Origin of the sequence: Streptomyces tricolor, from assembly GCF_002155905.1 — a bacterium.
Lineage (GTDB): Bacteria > Actinomycetota > Actinomycetes > Streptomycetales > Streptomycetaceae > Streptomyces > Streptomyces tricolor.
The window spans coordinates 1-17050 of sequence record NZ_MUMF01000322.1 but is presented as its reverse complement, the minus strand read 5'-3'; the positions used below and the strand labels follow the sequence as shown (position 1 = coordinate 17050).

General features: G+C 71.1%; 15 protein-coding genes and 2 tRNA genes. 5 read left to right on the top strand and 12 right to left on the bottom strand.

From position 1 onward, the window contains the following. On the bottom strand, nt 1-589 hold a 589-nt coding region (locus tag CCN44_RS23150; RefSeq protein WP_086699178.1), incomplete at its 3' end, for a hypothetical protein. Between the two features lie 137 nt (nt 590-726). Further along, nucleotides 727-3609 carry a leucine--tRNA ligase gene (gene leuS, locus CCN44_RS23145; protein ID WP_086699168.1) on the bottom strand — a complete coding sequence of 961 codons (2883 nt, stop codon included), beginning with the start codon at nt 3607-3609 and terminating at the stop codon, nt 727-729. A 402-nt stretch (nt 3610-4011) separates the two neighbouring features. On the opposite strand from leuS, the gene CCN44_RS23140 reads away from it, so the two are divergent. Together CCN44_RS23140 and CCN44_RS23135 are read left to right on the top strand one after the other, a co-directional pair. Then, nucleotides 4012-5295 (top strand): cytochrome b/b6 domain-containing protein, encoded by a 1284-nt coding sequence (locus tag CCN44_RS23140; protein ID WP_189397210.1) that lies wholly within the window; start codon nt 4012-4014, stop codon nt 5293-5295. Then, nucleotides 5292-6902 carry an NADH-quinone oxidoreductase subunit NuoF family protein gene (locus tag CCN44_RS23135; RefSeq protein WP_059249509.1) on the top strand — a complete coding sequence of 537 codons (1611 nt, stop codon included), beginning with the start codon at nt 5292-5294 and terminating at the stop codon, nt 6900-6902. The genes CCN44_RS23140 and CCN44_RS23135 overlap by 4 nt, the downstream gene beginning before the upstream one ends. A 124-nt stretch (nt 6903-7026) precedes the next feature. On the opposite strand, the gene CCN44_RS23130 is transcribed toward CCN44_RS23135, so the two are convergent. Then, nucleotides 7027-7099, bottom strand: a tRNA-Ala gene (locus CCN44_RS23130). 111 nt (nt 7100-7210) lie between these two features. Here CCN44_RS23130 and CCN44_RS23125 point away from each other — a divergent pair. Then, the gene (locus tag CCN44_RS23125; protein WP_086699164.1) at nt 7211-8419 is read left to right on the top strand and encodes a glycosyltransferase 87 family protein; all 1209 of its coding nucleotides are present in this window, start codon (nt 7211-7213) and stop codon (nt 8417-8419) included. On the opposite strand, the gene CCN44_RS23120 is transcribed toward CCN44_RS23125, so the two are convergent. Further along, nucleotides 8409-8642, bottom strand: coding sequence for a hypothetical protein (locus tag CCN44_RS23120; protein ID WP_030653820.1), 234 nt, complete (start codon nt 8640-8642; stop codon nt 8409-8411). The genes CCN44_RS23125 and CCN44_RS23120 overlap by 11 nt on opposite strands. A gap of 246 nt (nt 8643-8888) precedes the next feature. Next, complete coding sequence (locus CCN44_RS23115) at nt 8889-10235, bottom strand: MFS transporter (protein WP_208639818.1); 1347 nt, start codon at nt 10233-10235, stop codon at nt 8889-8891. A gap of 332 nt (nt 10236-10567) precedes the next feature. Here CCN44_RS23115 and CCN44_RS23110 point away from each other — a divergent pair, with 332 nt between their 5' ends. Continuing rightward, entirely contained in the window at nt 10568-11461 is an 894-nt protein-coding gene (locus CCN44_RS23110; protein WP_086699171.1) for a helix-turn-helix transcriptional regulator, read from the top strand. 102 nt (nt 11462-11563) lie between these two features. Here CCN44_RS23110 and CCN44_RS23105 read toward each other — a convergent pair. The 7 genes from CCN44_RS23105 to CCN44_RS23075 form a co-directional block, all read right to left on the bottom strand. After that, nucleotides 11564-11636 (bottom strand) — tRNA-Ala (locus tag CCN44_RS23105). 93 nt (nt 11637-11729) lie between these two features. Beyond that, nucleotides 11730-12398, bottom strand: coding sequence for a histidine phosphatase family protein (locus tag CCN44_RS23100; protein ID WP_059254983.1), 669 nt, complete (start codon nt 12396-12398; stop codon nt 11730-11732). Beyond that, on the bottom strand, nt 12398-12841 hold the full coding sequence (rsfS, locus tag CCN44_RS23095) for a ribosome silencing factor (RefSeq protein WP_059249512.1): 444 nt from the start codon (nt 12839-12841) through the stop codon (nt 12398-12400). The genes CCN44_RS23100 and rsfS overlap by 1 nt, the downstream gene beginning before the upstream one ends. Nucleotides 12842-12967: 126 nt before the next feature. Further along, entirely contained in the window at nt 12968-14686 is a 1719-nt protein-coding gene (locus CCN44_RS23090; RefSeq protein WP_086699162.1) for an LCP family protein, read from the bottom strand. Between the two features lie 16 nt (nt 14687-14702). Next, entirely contained in the window at nt 14703-15389 is a 687-nt protein-coding gene (gene nadD / locus CCN44_RS23085) for a nicotinate-nucleotide adenylyltransferase (RefSeq protein ID WP_189397208.1), read from the bottom strand. 56 nt (nt 15390-15445) lie between these two features. Next, nucleotides 15446-15610, bottom strand: a complete 165-nt coding sequence (locus CCN44_RS45125; RefSeq protein WP_086699159.1) for a hypothetical protein — start codon at nt 15608-15610, stop codon at nt 15446-15448. A 167-nt stretch (nt 15611-15777) separates the two neighbouring features. Then, complete coding sequence (locus CCN44_RS23075) at nt 15778-15942, bottom strand: hypothetical protein (protein WP_086699156.1); 165 nt, start codon at nt 15940-15942, stop codon at nt 15778-15780. Nucleotides 15943-16046: 104 nt separating this feature from the next. On the opposite strand from CCN44_RS23075, the gene CCN44_RS23070 reads away from it, so the two are divergent. Continuing rightward, on the top strand, nt 16047-17050 hold a 1004-nt coding region (locus CCN44_RS23070), incomplete at its 3' end, for a M48 family metallopeptidase (protein WP_086699153.1).

Here is a 17050-nt window from a genome sequence, read left to right as displayed (position 1 = left end):
GGGCGGGGGCGTCGGGCCACGGCGGGGGTGCCTGGCCCGGCTCGGTCCGCGTCCAGTGGCGCAGGGCGCCCGCTTCGATGTCGATCTGGGCGCTGAGGGTGCCCAGATCGTCGTCGGCGAAGCGGTGGGCCCGGTCGCGAACGGCCCAGCGCAGGGAGTCGGCGGACGCGGTGATGCGCTCGGTGCGGCTGCGCAGTTCGGGCAGGCGCTCGGCCAGCGTGGCCCGGTCGGGCTCGGACTCCAGGCGCTTGAGGTCGGCGTCCAGCTCGTGTCCGTGCGCGCTGAGCCGCTCGAAGAGGCCGAGCGACTCCTTCAGCGACTCGTCCTCGGCCGCGCCCGCGTGCAGCGCGTCCTGCGTGGCACGCATGGAGGTGCGCAGCGCGAGCCGCAGCTGGGCGATCTCGGAGGCGGGCCCGATCGGCACGAAGGACTTGGCGCGCAGGGTGTGGTCCTCGACCGTCCGGCGGGCCTGTGCGATCGTCCGGTCCACGCCGCGCTTGGCGGCGCCGACGGCCTTGACCGTGGCGTACGCGCCGAGGCCGACGAAGAGCAGGAAGAGCAGAGCGAACACGGTCAGCACTACTTCCATGACGCTCCTCCTCCAGCCGGTACGGCACGAGCCGCTGTGCTCTCCACGGTAAACGCTGCGGGCAGGCCCGGAGTTCCGGAAGAACCCCGAACCTGCCCGTAGGGGACTACCCCGAGCCGGCGGAAAGCCCCCGTTTCTTACGCGGGAACGATGTTGACCAGCTTCGGCGCGCGCACGATCACCTTCCGGATGCCCGCGCCGCCCAGCGCCGCGACGACCTTCTCGTCGGCCAGCGCCGCCTTCTCCAGCTCCTCCTCGGAGATCGTGGGCGGCACCTCCAGCCGGGCCTTGACCTTGCCCTTGATCTGCACGACGCAGGTCACGGTCTCGTCGACGACGTACTGCGGGTCGGCGACCGGGAACTCCCGGTGGACGACCGAGTCGGTGTGGCCCAGCTTGCGCCACAGCTCCTCGGCGATGTGCGGGGCCAGCGGGGCGATCATCAGCACCAGCGGCTCGGCCACGGACCGCGGCACCGGCCCGCCGGCCTTGGTCAGGTGGTTGTTCAGCTCGGTGACCTTGGCGATGGCGGTGTTGAAGCGCAGGCCCTCCAGGTCCTGGCGCACGCCGTCGATGGCCTTGTGCAGGGCGCGCAGGGTCTCCTCGTCGGGCTCGGCGTCGGTGACGGTGACCTCGCCGGTCGTCTCGTCGACGATGTTGCGCCACAGCCGCTGCAGCAGCCGGAACTGGCCGACCACCGCGCGCGTGTCCCACGGGCGGGAGACGTCCAGCGGGCCCATCGCCATCTCGTACAGGCGCAGCGTGTCGGCGCCGTACTCGGCGGCGATCTCGTCCGGAGTCACCGCGTTCTTCAGGGACTTGCCCATCTTGCCCAGCAGACGGCTGACCTGCTCGCCCTGGTAGTAGTAGGCGCCGTCGCGCTCCTCCACCTCGGCGGCCGGCACCGCGATGCCACGGCTGTCGCGGTAGACGTAGGCCTGGATCATGCCCTGGTTGAACAGCTTGTGGAACGGCTCCGCGGAGGAGACGTGCCCCAGGTCGTACAGCACCTTGGACCAGAAGCGCGCGTACAGCAGGTGCAGCACGGCGTGCTCGGCGCCGCCGACGTACAGGTCGACACCGCCGTGCGGCTGGCCCTCGCGCGGACCCATCCAGTACCGCTCGATCTCCGGGTCGACCAGCTTGCGGTCGTTGTGCGGGTCCAGGTAGCGGAACTCGTACCAGCAGGAGCCGGCCCAGTTGGGCATGGTGTTGGTCTCGCGGCGGTACTTCTTGGGGCCGTCGCCCAGGTCCAGGGTGACGTTGACCCATTCCTCGTTGCGCGACAGCGGCGTCTCGGGCTGGGTGTCGGCGTCGTCCGGGTCGAAGGTGCGCGGGCTGTAGTCCTCGACCTCGGGCAGCTCCAGCGGCAGCATCGACTCGGGCAGCGCGTGGGCGACGCCGTCCTCGTCGTAGACGATCGGGAAGGGCTCGCCCCAGTAGCGCTGGCGGCTGAACAGCCAGTCACGCAGCCGGAAGTTGACGGTGCCCTCGCCGATGCCCTTGCGCTCCAGCCACTCGGTGATGCGCGCCTTGGCCTCGACCACGCCCAGGCCGTTCAGCTGCACGTCGTCGCTGTCGGAGTTGACGATCTTGGCGTCGTAGGAGACGAAGGCGTCGTCCCAGGCGGACGGGTCGGTGCCGCGGCCGTCGGTCGGCTCGACCACGCAGCGGATCGGCAGCTCGAAGGCGCGCGCGAAGGCGAAGTCGCGGGTGTCGTGTCCGGGGACGGCCATGATCGCGCCGGTGCCGTAGCCCATCAGGACGTAGTCGGCGATGAAGACCGGGACCTGCTCGCCGTTGACCGGGTTGGTCGCGAACGCGCCGGTGAAGACGCCGGTCTTGTCCTTGGCCTCGGCCTGCCGCTCGACGTCGGACTTGGAGGCGGCCTGCGCGCGGTAGGCGGCGACGGCGTCGGCCGGGGTGGCGTGACCGCCGGTCCACACCTCGTGGGTGCCCTCGGGCCACGCCTCGGGGGTGAACTTGTCGACCAGCGGGTGCTCGGGCGCCAGCACCATGTAGGTCGCGCCGAACAGGGTGTCGGGGCGGGTGGTGAAGACCGTGATGCGCTCGCCGTCGATCGGGAAGTCGACGCGGGCGCCCTCGCTGCGGCCGATCCAGTTGCGCTGCTGCAGCTTGATGGCCTCGGGCCAGTCCAGCTCCTCCAGGTCCTCCAGCAGCCGGTCGGCGTAGGCGGTGATGCGCATGTTCCACTGGCGCAGCTTCGCCTTGAAGACCGGGAAGTTGCCGCGCTCGGAGCGGCCGTCGGCGGTGACCTCCTCGTTGGCCAGCACGGTGCCCAGGCCCGGGCACCAGTTGACCGGGGCGTCGGAGGCGTACGCCAGGCGGTACTCGCCCAGGATGTCGGCACGCTCGGCGGCGGTCAGCTGGTCCCACGCGCGCGTGGAGCCCGGAACGGCGCGCTCACCGGACTCGAACTGGGCGATCAGCTCGGAGATCGGGCGGGCCTTCCGCGCCTCCTCGTCGTACCAGGAGTTGAAGATCTGCAGGAAGATCCACTGGGTCCACTTGTAGTACTCCGGGTCGATCGTGGCGAACGACCGGCGCTTGTCGTGGCCCAGGCCCAGCCGGCGCAGCTGGGCCTTCATGTTCTCGATGTTGGCCTCGGTGGACACGCGCGGATGCGTGCCGGTCTGCACCGCGTACTGCTCGGCGGGCAGGCCGAAGGCGTCGAAGCCCAGGGTGTGCAGGACGTTGTGGCCGGTCATGCGCTGGAACCGGGCGTAGACGTCGGTGGCGATGTAGCCCAGCGGGTGGCCGACGTGCAGGCCCGCACCGGAGGGGTACGGGAACATGTCCATGATGAACTTCTTGGGCTTGGCGGCCAGCTCGGGATCGCCCGCCAGGTCGCCCGTGGGGTTCGGGGCCGCGTACGTGCCGTCGGCGTCCCAGAAGTCCTGCCAGCGTGCCTCGATCTCGGCTGCCATGGCGGCCGTGTAGCGGTGCGGCGCGGCCTCCGCCGACGCGGCGGCGGTGGCAGCGGGGTTCGTCTCGCTCATGATCCTCAAAGCTCCATCGATCGTCTCTGCCTGCGGAAATGAAAAAACCCCTCGCACAGGAGGGGACGCCGCGCCGATGCCGACCTCACCGGCTGGACCGGGGTCGGTACTGATCAGCGCGGCCCGCTAAGCAGAAGGCGTACGGCACGCATGGCGCTAGGGTACCGCAGCCCTTGAGCAAGCCGCGACGCGCTTCCGTATCCCTGATGGACATGTCACGAAGCCCGCCGGAACTGAACAAAGGTCAGCAATTACTTCGCGTAACACCCCCTATGGGACACCGCCCCCGTCGCATTGTCCGTTGATAACAACGCAATAACTCAAACCCCGTACTGATCGGTATGGCGCCACTTAGAGTGCGGCAGCGGGACCGCTTTCCCGAAACTGCTCGGAGTTGCCCCCATGAACCCTCGTCGTAGTACCCGCTCGCTCCCCAAACCCGGCCGCTCGGCCTACGGGGTGGCGTCCGCTGTCGTCCTGCTGCTCATACCCGTGGTCGTGCTGGTGGGAGGCAGCCAGTTCCGCGAGTTCCTGAACTTCGGCGCGGGCGTGCTGTCCCTCGTCTCGCTGAGCTGCTCGGTGATCTGGGGCCTGTTCGCGCAGGACCGGATCTTCCTGAACACCCGGCAGCGGATCATCGGCCAGGCGGTGCACCGGACCACCGCGGTCGCCTCGATCGCGTTCCTGTTGCTGCACATCACCACGAAGATCGCGCTCGGCCACACGGAGCTGATCGCCGCGATCATTCCGTTCTCGCTCGGCGTCTCCGGAATCGCCGGCCTGATCGGTCTGGGCTCACTCGCCGGACTGCTGATGATCTTCGTGGGCATCACCGGCGCGCTGCGCAGCAATTTCGCCACTCCGGCCCCGGTCGCCGCCCGCTGGCGGGCCATGCACATGCTGGCGTACCCGGCCTGGTGCGCGGCGCTGATCCACGGCCTCTACGCGGGTCGATCGGCCAAGCCGATCTTCGTGATCCTGTACAGCCTCGCCCTGCTCGGCGTGATGGGCGCCCTCGCGCTGCGCGCCGCGCCGCGCCCGGTCAAGCGCAGGGTCGCCGACCGGCTCGTGGCCCTGTTCGGCAGCTCGGAGCGGCCCGGGCTCGACGAGCTGGACGCGAGCCGCTCCCGGGTCGCCGAGTCGGCGCTGCCCGGTTCCGGGGGCCGGCGGGAGCCGAGGCAGTCGCCCGCCGACACCGGGACCGCCCCGCTCTACCAGACTCCGGCCGCCCCGGCCGCCGAGCCCGCCTCCGGCTTCGCGGCGGCCTACCGCGCGGTCTCCACGCCGGGCCGCCCGCAGCAGCCCTTCACGGCCGACCGGGTCGCCCGCGCGGACCTGCCGCTGGATCTCCAGCCCACGGAGGCCATCCCGCGCGTGGACGGCCCCTCCAGCACCTCGGGCAGCTGGCCGATCCCGTCCCCGCCGCCGGTCGGCGAGGCCCCGCCGTCCGCGTACGACCCGCTCCAGGACACCGGCTACACCATCCCGGTCTACGGCAATCCGGGCACGCAGGGATACGGCGGAAGTGACGTGTACGACACCGGTGAGACAAACGGCCTCTACGGCACGTACAACCCGAGTGACACGTTCAACAGCGGTCCCGCCACCGAAACGCTGCCCGGCTCGTCCTACGAGGCACCGGGCTCGGGCGAACCTTGGAACACGCCTTCCGGAGGCTTTAAGTGAACGAGGCCCTGCCCGACGTCCCCGAAGTCCGCGTGGTCGGACTTCCCCAGCTCACGTCGGGCTTCGACCTTGTGGAGCGACTCGACCTGCCCATGCACCTGAAGGTGCACGGGCCGCTCGACCCCTTGGGCGGCGAACAGCTCGCCCAGCTCGCCGAACGCATCAACCTCAAGGGCCGCGGCGGCGCCGGCTTCCCCTTCCACAGGAAGCTGCGCTCGGTCGCCGAGTCGGCGATCAAGCGCGGGGTGCGGCCGGTCGTCGTGGTCAACGGCAGCGAGGACGAACCCGCCTGCCGCAAGGACACCGTCCTGATCAACCGTGCCCCGCACCTCATCCTGGACGGCGCGCTGCTGTGCGCGGAGGCCCTCGGCGCGCGCACGCTCGTCATCGGCGTCACCCGGGAGTCCACGCAGCGCTCCATGGAGGCCGCGCTCGCCGAACGAGGGCTGAGCAACAGCCGTAGATCGGCTCTACGCGCGTGGGTGCAGCGCAATCCGGTGCGGATGGTCACCGGCGCCGCCGCCTCGCTGATCCGCTCGATCGACGGCGGACCGGCGATCCCGCCCGGCCGCAAGATCAGCGCCTCGCAGAGCGGCGTCGGCGGCGCGCCCACGCTGCTGTCGAACGCGGAGACGTTCGCGCAGCTGGCCATCGCCGCCCGCATCGGCCCGGAGCGCTACGGCAACACCGGCCTGTACGACGAACCGGGCACCGTGATGCTCACCGTGTCCGGCGCGGTCGCCCGCCCGATGGTGATCGAGGTCCCCACGGGCGTGCCCCTGCGCTACGTGCTCCAGCTGGCGGGCGCCCCGCCGGTGCCGCAGGGCGTGCTGACCGGCGGCTACCACGGCAAGTGGATCGACGCGGCGACCGTGAACGAGGCGATCGTCTCGCGCAACTCGCTGGACGCGGTGGGCGGTTCGCTCGGCGCGGGCGCGATCCTGCCGATCAGCCAGGAGACGTGCCCGCTGGGCGAGTCGCTGCGGGTCGCGCAGTGGCTGGCCGAGGAGAGCGCCGGCCAGTGCGGGCCCTGCTACCTCGGGCTGCCCGCCGCCGCGCGCGGGATGGAGGACATCCTGAACGGCGGCGGACCGGCCGCTCTGGAGGCGCTGAAGCAGGTCGCGAAGAACGTGAAGCGGCGCGGGGCGTGTTCGCACCCGGACGGTTCGGCGATGTTCCTGGAGTCGACCATCAAGGCGTTCACCGACGACCTGGCCGCGCACGTCCTCGGAAACGGCTGCGGACGGCCCGTGGAGGGCGTTCTGCCGCTCTTCGAGGGGGGCAGGGCGCCGACGGGCGTCCCGGGCGGCGGAGAGCCCGAGGAGGCCGGTTCCAGCCGCCAGAAGATCTACGTCGACTGGACGCTGTGCCGGGGCCACGGGCTGTGCGCGGACATCCTCCCGGAGGTGTTCGAGCTGGGCGCCGACGGATTCCCGACCGTCGCCCAGGCGCAGGTGCCCCGGTACGCGGAGGCGAAGGCGCTGCGCGCGGTGCGCCGCTGCCCGGCGCTCGCCCTGCGCATCGAGGAGGACACGCGCGGACAGGCGCCGTCGCGCAATCTGCCGGTTCTCTCCCAGGGGCGCGGCCGGCGGGCTCTGGGCCGCTGAGCACCGAAGAGGGCGGGTCACCCGGCTCGGCTGACCCGCCCTTTCGCGCGCGCGTATGCCGCGCATGTGACGTACAACACGCCGAAGGCGGATCATCCGTGGGATGATCCGCCTTCGACTTCTGTGGAGCTAAGGAGAATTGAACTCCTGACCTCTTGCATGCCATGCAAGCGCTCTACCAACTGAGCTATAGCCCCTTGTTGTGTCTCTCGGGGTTCCCCCGGCGACGACGTAAACATTACAGGCCCTGCGGTGCAGCACCAAATCGGTTTCCCCCCTGCCCTGATTAGGACGCTAATGTCGGCTTCGTGACCGTGATCGCGATCCCCGCCGCCTGCCGCCGGACGCCGGTCGCCCTGGGGGTGTGCCTGCTGTCGTTCACGGCGTTCTGGGCCGCACAGCGGGCCGCGCACGTGTCGATGGTCGACCTGATGGTCTACCGGGCCGAGGGAGCCGCCGTACGCGCGGGCGGCGATCTGTACGCCCTGCGGGCGACGGCCGCGCACCTGCCCACCACCTACCCGCCGTTCGCGGCCCTGCTGTTCACCCCGCTCTCGCTGCTGGACACCGCGCCCCTGCGCGCGCTGGCGACGATGGGGAACCTCGCGCTGCTGGTGGTGTTCGTACGGCTGTCGCTGAAACTCGTCGGCCACGCGCGCGTGGAGACCACCTGGTGGGTCGCGGCGGCGGCGGTGTGGTGCGAGCCGGTGTGGACGACCCTGCGCTACGGGCAGATCAACCTGCTCCTGGCCGTCCTGGTGCTGTGGGACCTGACCCGCCGCCCCGCCGGCGGGTACGACCGCTGGACCGGCGTGGGCCTGGGACTGGCCACGGCGGTCAAGCTGACGCCCGCACTGTTCCCGGTGTTCCTGCTCGCCACGGGCCTCGCCGCCCGTCTCGAGGGCGGGCGCGGAGGGCCGTGGCTGCGGCACGCGCGCGGGGCGGCCGTCACGTTCGCCGGGGCGACGCTGCTCGCGACGGCCGTCCTGCCGTACGACTCCTGGCGGTTCTGGACGGACATGGTGTTCCGCGCGAGCCGCGTCGGGCACGCCGAGGACACCGCCAATCAGGCCCTGCGCGGTCTTCTGGCCCGTTTCCTGCACACACCCGACCCGGGGGTGCTCTGGGCGGCCTGCGCGGCCCTGGTGGCCGTCCTGGGGCTCGCCGTGGCCGTGCGGGCGGAGTTGCGGGGGCGGCGGGCCTGGGCCGTGTGCGCCTGCGCGGTCACCGCCCTGCTGATCAGCCCGGTGTCGTGGACGCACCACTGGGTGTGGTGCGTGCCGCTGGTGCTGCTGCTGTGGACGCGCGGGCGCCGGGGAGCGGCCCTGGGCACGCTGCTGCTCTTCTGCTCGTACGCCCCCTGGTGGGTGCCGCACGGAACCGGCCGTCCGGAACTTCACCTGACGGGCGCGGAATTGACGCTTTCGGCCGTCTACGCAGGGGCCGGTGCGCTCTTCCTGGCGCTGGCCCGGACATCGTTGCCGAGGGGCGGCGGCGAGGTCCGCGTCAGGCCGTGACGAACTGGTAGAACCGCTTGAGCGTGCAGTGCTCCTCCAGGAGGCGGCCGTAGATCGGCTCGCCCTCCAGTTCCCGGTAGGTCTCGATCGGGTCGCCTTTTATGATCAGCGCCCGCGCGCATTCCTCGCACCAGTACTGGTAATCGGGATTGATCGGCTCCATGTCGCGCACGATCGGTGTACCGCTCCCGCACCAGTCGCACTTTCGCCTGTGTGCACCCATCGATCAGCTCCAGCTGTGGCCGCAGGCCGTGCACACGTAGGAGATTCCGCCATTGTCGCCGAGGACTTGGGCCACGTGCGCGGAACCGCAGGAAGGGCAGCTCAGCCGGGTGGTCGTATCCCGTATCAACGCCGCACCGAGGAGGTGGCCGACCTCCTCAAGGATGCTCGCAGGCATCGCTACTCCCTCCCGTCGGGCCGCGCCCCCTTCCGGCCGTTTGATTCTGCCACGGCCGGAGCAATACGGTCAGCGACGCCTCAGTACCAGTCCGGACACGGCCCCCACCGCAGCCGTTCCGGCCAGCGCCCAGGCGCACACCGAGAACGCCTCCGCGGAGGTATACGAGCGCAGAGCCCCGAACGACTCAAGCCGGTTCAGGAACAGTGTGCCGAACGCCGCCACGCCGATCAGCTGACCGAGTTGCGCCACCGTCGCCAGCAGGCCGCTGGCGTCCGCCGCGTCCTCGGCCCGCACGGTGGCCAGCGCGCCGGTGAGCGTCGGGCTGAAGGCGAGCGCCAGCCCGGCACCCGTCCCCGCGTACCCGGCGTAGAGCACGGCTCCCCCGTCACCGCCGCCGTGGAAGGCCAGTCCGACGACGGCGACGGACACCGCGGTGAGCGCGAACCCGGCGGGTGCCAGCGCCCGCTGCCAGGCGGCCGGCCACTTCCGCCAGGTGAGGCTGACGGCGCCGAAGACGGCCGCGGTCGGTACGAAGCCCAGGCCCGCCCGCAGGGCGCTGTGGCCGAGGCCGCCCTGGACGTGCAGGGTCAGCGCGAAGAGGAAGCCGGCGTTGACGGACATCGCGGCGAGGATCCGGAAGACGGCCCGCCCGATGCCGGGGTGCCGCAGCACCCGGGGCGTGATGAGCGGGGCGCCGCCGCGCCGGGCCAGCCGGGACTCGTAGCCGCGGAACAGCGCGAACAGCACCCCGGCCGCCGCCAGCGACAGCCAGGACCACAGCGGCCAGTCCTCCTCCTGCCCGAGCACCAGCGGCACGGTCAGCAGCGACACGGCGGCACCGAGCAGCACCAGCCCGGGCAGGTCGAGCGGGCGGGTCCGCTCCCGCCCGCCCGGCCGGCCCAGCGGCAGGACCCGCCGGCCCAGTACGAGCAGCACGGCGCCCACCGGCACGTTGACCAGGAACACCGGCCGCCAGCCGGTGCCGAACAGGTCGGCGCTGACGAGCACTCCGCCGACGACCTGACCGGCCGCCGCGCCGACGGCCAGGACCGCCGAGTAGGCGCTGAGCGCCCGCGCCCGGGCCTCGCCGGTGAAGGTGCGCTGGATGAGGCTGAGCACCTGCGGGATCATCAGCGCCGAGCCCGCGCCCTGCGCCAGCCGGAACACGATCAGCTGGGTCGGGCCCTGCGCCAGTCCGCAGGCCAGCGAGGCTGCGGTGAACAGGGCCAGGCCGGCGAAGTGGACGCGGCCGTGGCCGAGCCGGTCGCCGAGCCGGGCCCCGGTGATCAGCAACACGGAGTAGGTGATCGTGTAGCCGGCGATCACCAGCTGCACGTCGGCTCCCGAGGCGTGCAGGTCGGAACCGACCGTGGGGGCCGCGACGTTCACGATGAAGACGTCGAGGGCTGCCATGAACAGGGCGGTGAGGAGCACGCCGAGCAGCAGCCGGGGTCGATTGTCAGTGGCGAGTGCTTCACTGTCCGTGACGAATGATTCCGTTCGGTCAGTGGTCCGGACGTCGCTGCCAGAGGCGGGTTCTTCACTGTCAGTGGCGGGTGGTTCACTGATCGCAGGGTTCGGAACGGGCCTGGCGCCCGGGTCGGTCCGGGATGTCGTTGTCATGGCGTCGAGCGTGACGACGGGCCGGTACCGGTGCCGAGTGCCCGCCGATGCTGGTACTGCCAGCACCTGGCAGGGGCGGGTCCGGGTGGCGACGATGAGACGGGGACGACGGGGGCATGACGATGGGGACGAGGACACAGCGACGCAGGCCGGAGCTCGCCGCCTTTCTGCGCAGCAGGCGGGCACGGGTGACACCGGCCGATGTGGGGATGCCGCCGGGGCTGCGGCGGCGCACGCCCGGGCTGCGCCGGGAGGAGGTGGCGCAGCTCTCGGGGGTGGGCGTGACCTGGTACACGTGGCTGGAGCAGGGCCGGCCGATCAACGCCTCGCCGCAGGTGCTGGACGCGGTCGCGCGGACACTGCGGCTGGACCCGCCGGAGCGGGAGCACCTGTACCGGCTGGCGGAGGTGCCGTTCCAGCCGGACCGCGAGGGCCTGACCCGGCAGATCGGCCCGGAGGTCCAGGGCATCGTCGACGCCCTGGACCCGATGCTGGCGGTGGTCTACAACTCGCGGTACGACGTCCTGGCCACGAACGCGGCCTACCGGGACCTGTTCCTGGTGCCGGATACTCTCACGATCGGCCTGCCGAACGTGCTGTGGACGCTCTTCACGCTGCCGGAGGGCGTCTGCCCGCTGGTGCACCGGGAGACGGAGCTGCCGCTGATGGTGGCGACCCTGCGGTCGTCCTACGGCAGACACGTGGGCGAGCCGGCCTGGGAGGAGTACATACGCGGGCTGTCGGCGGCGAGCCCGTGGTTCGCGGAGCTGTGGGCGAGCGGTGCGGTGACGCCCCCGGGACCGCGGGTGAAGACGTTCCGGCACGCGGCAGTCGGCGAGATGCGGATGACCTCGCAGTCGCTGTCCATCGACGGGATGCCCGAGTGCCGGATCGTGGTCTACAGCCCGGAGGACGAGGACGCGCGGGCGAAGATCGCGCTGCTGCGGGAGCGGAGAGAGCGGCTGTGGCCGCCGGCAGACGCGGACCAGGGGACCGAGGTGATCATCCGCAGCTGAACGCGGCGGCCGGGCAGGGCCGCTGAACGCAGAAGATCCCGCCCCCTGTGGGGACGGGATCCTCATCACCGATCTTTGACAACTCAACAGAGTGTCGATCAGTGGAGCTAAGGAGAATTGAACTCCTGACCTCCTGCATGCCATGCAGGCGCTCTACCAACTGAGCTATAGCCCCTGGTGTTCTTCCCGCTCGGCGGGGCGAACAAGAAGAACTTTAGCCTGTGACCTGCCAGAAAGTGAAATCCGGGGTCGAGGGCCCTCGGGACGGTCAGTCGTCGTCGCCGAGGACGGGCTCCGGGAGGGTGCCCGCGTTGTGCTCCAGCAGGCGCCAGCCGCGGGCGCCTTCGCCGAGCACGGACCAGCAGCAGTTGGAGAGGCCGCCGAGGCTCTCCCAGTGCCGGGCCTCCAGGCCGAGGAGCCGGCCGATGGTGGTGCGGATGGTGCCGCCGTGGCTGACGACGACGAGGGTTCCGTCCTCGGGCAGCTTGTCGACGTGCCGCAGCACGACGGGGGCGGCGCGCTCGGCGACCTCGGTCTCCAGTTCGCCGCCGCCGCGGCGGACCGCCTCACCGCGCTTCCAGGCGGCGTACTCCTCGCCGTAGCGGGCGATGATCTCCTCGTGCGTCAGCCCCTGCCAGACACCCGCGTAGGTCTCGCGCAGGCCCTCGTCGCGGGTGACGTCGAGACCGGTGAGGGCGGCCAGCTCGGCGGCCGTGTCCGCGGCCCGCTGCAGGTCCGAGGAGATGATCGCGTCGGGCCGCAGGGAGGCGAGCAGCCGCGCGGCGCGGCGGGCCTGCCCGAGGCCCGTCTCGGTCAGCTCGACGTCCGTGGTGCCCTGGAACCGGCGCTCCACGTTCCACGAGGTCTGGCCGTGCCGCCACAGGATGATGCGGCGGCCCCGGCCGGTGCGGTCGGTCACCTCGCCGGTGGCGCTCATCACCACTCCCCGCCCGGCTCCTGGTCGGCCTCGGCGGCCTGCGCCTTGGCGTGCTCCTCGGCCTTGCCGCGGGTGGCCTTGGCGTCGGCGGGCAGCTCCAGCTCGGGGCAGTCCTTCCACAGCCGCTCCAGGGCGTAGAAGACGCGCTCCTCGCTGTGCTGGACGTGGACGACGATGTCGACGTAGTCGAGCAGGATCCAGCGGGAGTCCCGGTCGCCCTCGCGGCGGACCGGCTTGGCGCCGAGTTCCTTCAGCAGGCGCTCCTCGATCTCGTCGACGATGGCCTTGACCTGGCGGTCGTTCGGCGCGGACGCCAGCAGGAAGGCGTCCGTGATCGACAGCACGTCGCTCACGTCGTAGGCGATGACGTCGTGGGCGAGCTTGTCGGCCGCCGCCTGGGCGGCGGTGTTGATGAGCTCAAGAGAACGGTCGGTGGCGGTCACTACATGGCTTTCCGTCGGCGGACTTTTGTCATCAAGGGTCTCACGGACCGCCCGGCGGACCCCACGTGATTACGGCATCACGTGGGGTGGCCCCGGCCGCGCTCCCGCGGGGGAGGCGGCTCGGGGTCAGGAGGAGGCCGGCTCGTAGTCGCTGCCGAGGACCACCGAGACGTCGGCTCCGGAGGAGACGCTGCCCTTGGCCACGGAGCCGGCGGGCAGGCCGAGGGTCTTGGCGACCTCGGTGGCGTCGGCCTTGTGGGCGGCGTCCGCGTAGAGCACCTTCGAGGTGGCCTGGGTGCCGGAGGCGCTGCCGCCTTCCAGGAAGGTGAAGCCGCCGTTGAGGAGCACGACGCGGGCCTTCTCCATGTCGTCCTTCACACCGGTGGCGTTCTGCACGGAGACCCGGACCGCGGAGCCGGCGTCGGGGCTCTTGGCGGTGCCGCCGAGGATGTCCTTCACCACGCTGTCGCCGGTCTGCGCGCTGAGCGTGCCGTCGGCCTGCACGGGCAGCAGGGCGGTCTTGTAGTCGCCGCTCTTGGCGAGGTCGGCGAGCTTGGCGAGGAAGGCGCCGAGGTCCTTGTCGGTGAGCGGCGGGTCGAGGATCTGCGCGAGGGTCTGCACGGTGGTGGTGGCGGACGACGGGTCGGAGGACATCTTGCGCAGCACGCCCTGCATGACCTGGCCGAACCGCTCCAGCTGGGCGTTCTGGGACTCGCCGGCGGCGCGGTAGGTGGCGTAGGCGACGGCCATCTTGCCGCTGAGGGTCTGGTCCTGGCCCTTGTGGACGAGCGGCGCGGTGCCCTTCTTCTTGGCGTCCGGGTCGGGCACGTCGGTGTTGGTGTCGACCTCGATGTTGCCGACGAGTTCGACGAGGTTCTGCAAGTAGGGGGTGTCGAGGCGCCAGGTGCCCTGGATGCTGGTGCCGAGGACGGTGTCGAGCTGGTCGCGGGTGCCGGAGGAGCCGTCGTCGTCCACGGACTTGGCGAGGGTCGTGGTGGAGCCGTCGTCGCCGGTCAGCGCGAGTGAGTTGGGCAGCAGGACCGTGGTGCCCTGCTTGGTGGTGGTGTTGTCGACCAGCAGCGCCGTGGAGGTGCCGCCCTTGGCGGTGTTGTGCAGGTGGACGACGAGTACGTCGCGCTTCTGGGCGGTGACCGGCGTGGCGGTGCCGTCCGTGCCGTCGGAGGAGGACAGGCCGGGCAGCTTTCCGGCGTACCAGAGGTAGCCGACACCGCCGGCCGCGAAGAGGGCGAGGACGACGAGCAGCGCGATGATCCGGCTGCGGGCGCGGCGGCGGGCTTCCTCGCGGCGCTCGGTGCGGTTCTCCGTGAACTTCAGCCAGTCGATGACGTCCTCGGAGTCGCCGTCCGGCTCCTCGACGAAGGCGAACTGCTCGGTGCGGTACTCCGGTTCGCCGGAGACGGGCTCGGTCTCCCGCGGGGTCCGCGTGTCCTCCGCCGGTCCGGCCTGCTGCGGGATGTAGGCGGTCTGCTCGGTGACCCGGGGCTGCTGGCCGCTGCTCGCCGCCTGCCCGTAGGGGTCGTAGCCGGTGGCGTCCTGGGTGCCGGTGGCGTACGGGTCGTACGGGGCCTGGGAGCCGTAGGGGTCGTACGGGGCCGCGGAGCCGTAGGGGTCGTAGGCGGGGGCCGGCTGCTGCTGGCCGGTGGCGTAGGAGTCGTAGCCGTAGCCCTGCTGCTGGGCGTACGGGTCGTAGGCGGCCTGCTGGGCCTGCGGGGGCTGCTGGGCCGGAACCTGCTGGTACACGGGCCGGCCGTACTCGTCGTAGCCGACGACTTCGTACGGGCCGGCGCCATAGCCTGCGTCACCCGCGTCGTATCGGTCGTTCACCGGTGCCCCTCTCGGCTCACTCGCCGCGGTACAGCTCGCGCTTGTCGATGTAGCGCACGACTCCGTCCGGCACCATGTACCAGATGGGGTCTCCCTTGGCGACTCTCGCACGGCAGTCCGTGGAGGAGATGGCGAGCGCCGGCACCTCGACGAGCGAGACGCCGCCTTCCGGCAGGCCGGGGTCGGCCAGGTGGTGGCCGGGGCGGGTGACGCCGATGAAGTGGGCGAGGGAGAACAGTTCCTCGGAGTCCCGCCAGGTGAGGATCTGGCCGAGCGCGTCGGCGCCGGTGATGAAGAACAGGTCGGTGTCGGGGTTGAGGGCGCGCAGATCGCGCAGGGTGTCGACGGTGTAGGTGGCGCCGCCGCGGTCGATGTCGATGCGGCTGACGGAGAACTGCGGGTTCTCGGCGGTGGCGATGACCGTCATCAGGTAGCGGTCCTCGGCCGGGGAGACCTTGCGGTGGGACTTCTGCCAGGGCTGGCCGGTGGGGACGAACACCACCTCGTCCAGGTGGAACTGCGCGGCGACCTCGCTGGCCGCCACGAGGTGCCCGTGGTGGATCGGGTCGAACGTTCCGCCCATGACGCCCAGGCGCCGCTTGCCCGTGCGGGCGGGGCCGTGGCCCGGTCCGTGCTGAGGGTGCTTCACCGTGTCGTCGGCCGTCCTGTGTGCCGGACCGGTAGGCATGTCCTGCTCTCCCATGCGTGCAGACCCTACCGGCCCGGTCTCGGACGTCCGGCCGGGGACGGGGTCCCCGCTCAGCGGTCGCGGTTGAAGCGCGTGGTGATCCACAGCAGCAGGAGCAGGATGATCAGGGCGCTGCCGCCGGTGACGAGCGGGTTGAGGCTTTCGTGGTTTCCGCCGTGCTCCTCGCCCTCGGCGGCAAGGGTGACCAACTGGGCTGCGGCGCTGTGGAAGCTCATCTTCGGCAGGACCTATCGCGTGTGGGCGGAATAAAGATGTCGGCCCATCGTAAGCGGGCGGCGCTGCGGCGATCACGCCGACTCCGCCGTTGGGGACGGCGGGCGCCGGCGGCTCACCTGCGGCGGGGGAGGTTCGCCGTGCCGGGGAGCGGAACTTTCCCGGCTCGTCAGTCGTCCTTCCGCTTGTAGCCGCGCAGCAGGAACCAGGCGGTCAGTACACAGCCGAGGATCATCACGAGCAGCAGGATGCGGAGCAGGTTTCCCGTTCCGTGCTGCTGGACGGCGCTCGTGGCGGCCTCGGTGAGCCGGGCGGCTGCGGGGTGGTGCTCCATGACGCGGACTCCTTCGGGTGTACTGCCCGCCCACGGTATCTCCGCCTAGGCTGGGCCCCGCCTCGGGGGCACAGTGGGGCACTCACACGCACATGGGGGAAGACATGTCCGACGACGGCCACCAGCACACGGGGCACGAGCGGGTGCCGAGCAGGCAGCGCAGGCGCTTCCCGGGGATCTCCTCGCGTGCGTACGAGCACCCTGCCGACCGCTCGGCCCTGGTCGCGCTGCGCAAGCTCAGCGGGTTCGACACCGTTTTCAAGGCGCTCAGCGGACTGCTGCCGGAGCGGAGTCTCAGGCTGCTGTTCCTGTCCGACTCGGTGCGGGTCTCCGAGCGGCAGTTCTCGCACCTGCACGACATGCTGCTGGACGCCTGTTACATCCTGGACCTGGAGAAGGTCCCGCCGATGTACGTCACGCAGGACCCGCAGCCGAGCGCGATGTGCATCGGCCTGGACGAGCCGATCATCGTGGTCAGCACCGGGCTGGTGGAGCTGCTCGACGAGGAGGAGATGCGGGCGGTCATCGGGCACGAGGTGGGGCACGCGCTGTCCGGGCACGCGGTCTACCGCACCATCCTGCTCTTCCTGACGAACCTCGCGCTGAAGGTCGCCTGGATCCCGCTGGGCAATCTCGCGATCATGGCGATCGTCACCGCGCTGCGGGAGTGGTTCCGCAAGTCGGAGCTGTCCGCCGACCGGGCGGGTCTGCTGGTGGGGCAGGACGTCCGGGCCTCGATGCGGGGCCTGATGAAGATCGCGGGTGGCAACCATCTGCACGAGATGAACGTGGACGCGTTCCTGGAGCAGGCCGAGGAGTACGACTCGGGGGGCGATCTGCGCGACTCCGTGCTGAAGATCCTGAACGTGCTGCCCCGCTCGCACCCGTTCACCACCGTGCGGGCCGCCGAGCTGAAGAAGTGGGCCGAGTCGCGGGACTACCAGCGGATCATGGACGGCCACTACCCGCGGCGCAGCGAGGACGGGGACACCTCCGTCAGCGACTCCTTCCGCGAGTCGGCGGCCAGCTACGCGAGCGATGTGAAGGGCTCCAAGGACCCGCTGATGAAGCTGGTCACGGACCTCGCGGGCGGTGCGGGCGACCTCGG